A 2090-nucleotide genomic window follows, 5' to 3' on the forward strand; every position below is an offset into this window, starting at 1 on the left:
GACATCACCACCCCCCGGCCCAAGGACTTCGCCATCACACCCGAGAAACTGGCCGAAGCCGCCGAGCAGTACGGACAGATCCTCCTCGGCCCACCACGCTGACACACCACCACACCACAACAACCACCGGCCCGGCTCCGGCGCCGGGCCGGCCTGCTGGTCAACGCGACCGCTGACGGGCACCGCGCTGTGCTGGAGTCCGTCGGCCTACCGCGCCGCCTCCTGGAAGCCCCCGCCCGTCCCTGTGGGCTGCGGCGGAAAGCAGCGGATCCGCCTGGTCACCGGGGGGACCGGAGTGCCCGGTCCGCCCGAGAGCGCTCGGTCTGCCGACCGGGGCACAGAATCCTCGGGCGACAGGTCGACGCGTCGCGCCCCGCTCGACCAGAGCGCCGCCGACTTCCGCGCACGTCACTCATCACCGTCAGGCCGCCGTCATGTCTTCCAGCCTCCTGCCCTTGGTCTCGCGGACCACCTTCATCACGAAGACCCCGGACAGCAGCGCGAAGGCGGCGTAGCAGGCGTACGTGGCGGACAGGTTCCAGTCCGCCATGCTCGGGAAGGTCTCGGTGACAGCCCAGTTGGCCAGCCAGTTGAACGCCGTCGCCACGGATATCGCGGCGGCCCGGATGCTGAGCGGGAACATCTCGCCGACCATGACCCACAGGATGACGCCCCAAGAGACGGCGAAGAAGAAGACGAAGGTGTGGGCGGCCACGAGGGCCACCGTGCCCTGTGTGTCGGGGATGGAGATGCCGTCTCCCGAGCCGGTCTTGTACGAGAAGGCCCAGGACGCCAGCGCAAGGGACACGGCCATGCCCGCCGAGCCGATCAGGGCGAGGGGTCTACGGCCGACCCGGTCGATGAACAGCATCGCCACCACGGTTCCGACGATGTTGACGATCGAGGTGGACAGGCTGATCAGCAGGGAGCCGGACTGGTCGATGCCGACCGACTGCCACAGGATCGACGAGTAGTAGAAGATGACGTTGATCCCGACGAGCTGCTGGAAGACGGCGAGCCCGATGCCCGCCCAGACGATCGGCAGCAGACCGAAGGAGCCGCCGAACAGATCGCGTACGCGCGGCTTGTGCGCGTGGCGCAGCGCGTGCTCGATCTCGGCGAGGCGGGTCTCGGCGTCCGTCTCGGCGCCCTGGATCTCGGCCACCGCCTGCCGGGCTTCGTCGGTGCGGCCTCGGGCGACGAGGTAGTGGGGGGATTCCGGGATACGCGAGGTGAGGACGTAGTACAGCACCGCCGGCACGACAGCAGCCAGCAGCATCCACTGCCAGGCGTCGAGGGGCCCCAGCGGGTTCTCGCTGCGGCCTCCGGCGCCTTTGGCGATGCCCCAGTTGACCAGTTGGGAGGCGGTGATGCCGAGGACGATGGCCCCCTGCTGGAACGACGCGAGACGGCCCCGGTATGCGGCGGGGGCGATCTCGGCTATGTAGGTGGGGCCGATGACCGAGGCCAGGCCGATGGCTATGCCGCCCAGGACGCGCCAGGTTCCCAGGTCCCAGACCGACTGCGCGAGTGCGGAACCGACAGAGCTGACGGCGAAGAGGGCCGCTGCCGTGTGCATCACCCGCAGCCGGCCCAGCCGGTCGGCGAGCCGCCCGGCCGCGGCGGCTCCCGCGGCCGAGCCGAGCAGCGCGCTGGCGACGACCGTACCCGTCTGCGCGGAGGACACGTCGAAGTGGTGCTGGATTCCGATCACCGCGCCGTTGATGACTGCACTGTCGTAGCCGAAGAGGAAGCCGCCGATGGCGGCGACCGCGGCGATGAAGACGCTGCGTCCCAGCCTGCCGGGTGCGGAGGCCGCCATGTCGGCGGGCCGGTCGGGGCTCGTTCCAGTGCTCATGGTGATGAAGTTCCGTTCGGAAGGTGACCCGGCAGGCGGGGACTGCGGTTGAGCGGTGCACTCACAGGTTGATCATGTGGCCGGCCAGGCCGTGCACCGCTTCCTTGACGGCCTCGCCCAGGGTCGGGTGGGCGTGCACGTTGCGCGCGACCTCGTGGACGGTGAGGTCCCACTGCTGGGCGAGGGTCAGCTCGGGCAGGAGTTCGGTGACGTCGGGGCCGATGAGATGGCC

At 69.8% G+C, this 2090-nt stretch carries 1 protein-coding gene and 1 pseudogene; both read right to left on the bottom strand.

Annotation, left to right across the window (positions count from 1 at the left end; translation table 11 throughout):
- Positions 1 to 421: 421 nt before the first annotated feature.
- Positions 422 to 1858: a sugar porter family MFS transporter gene (locus ACWCPF_RS45370; protein ID WP_451051020.1), complete on the bottom strand. Its 1437-nt coding sequence runs from the start codon at positions 1856 to 1858 to the stop codon at positions 422 to 424.
- Between the two features lie 61 nt (positions 1859 to 1919).
- Positions 1920 to 2090: pseudogene (locus tag ACWCPF_RS45375) on the bottom strand (dihydrolipoyl dehydrogenase); the annotation flags it as partial.

This window comes from Streptomyces sp. NPDC001858 (genome assembly GCF_053594615.1).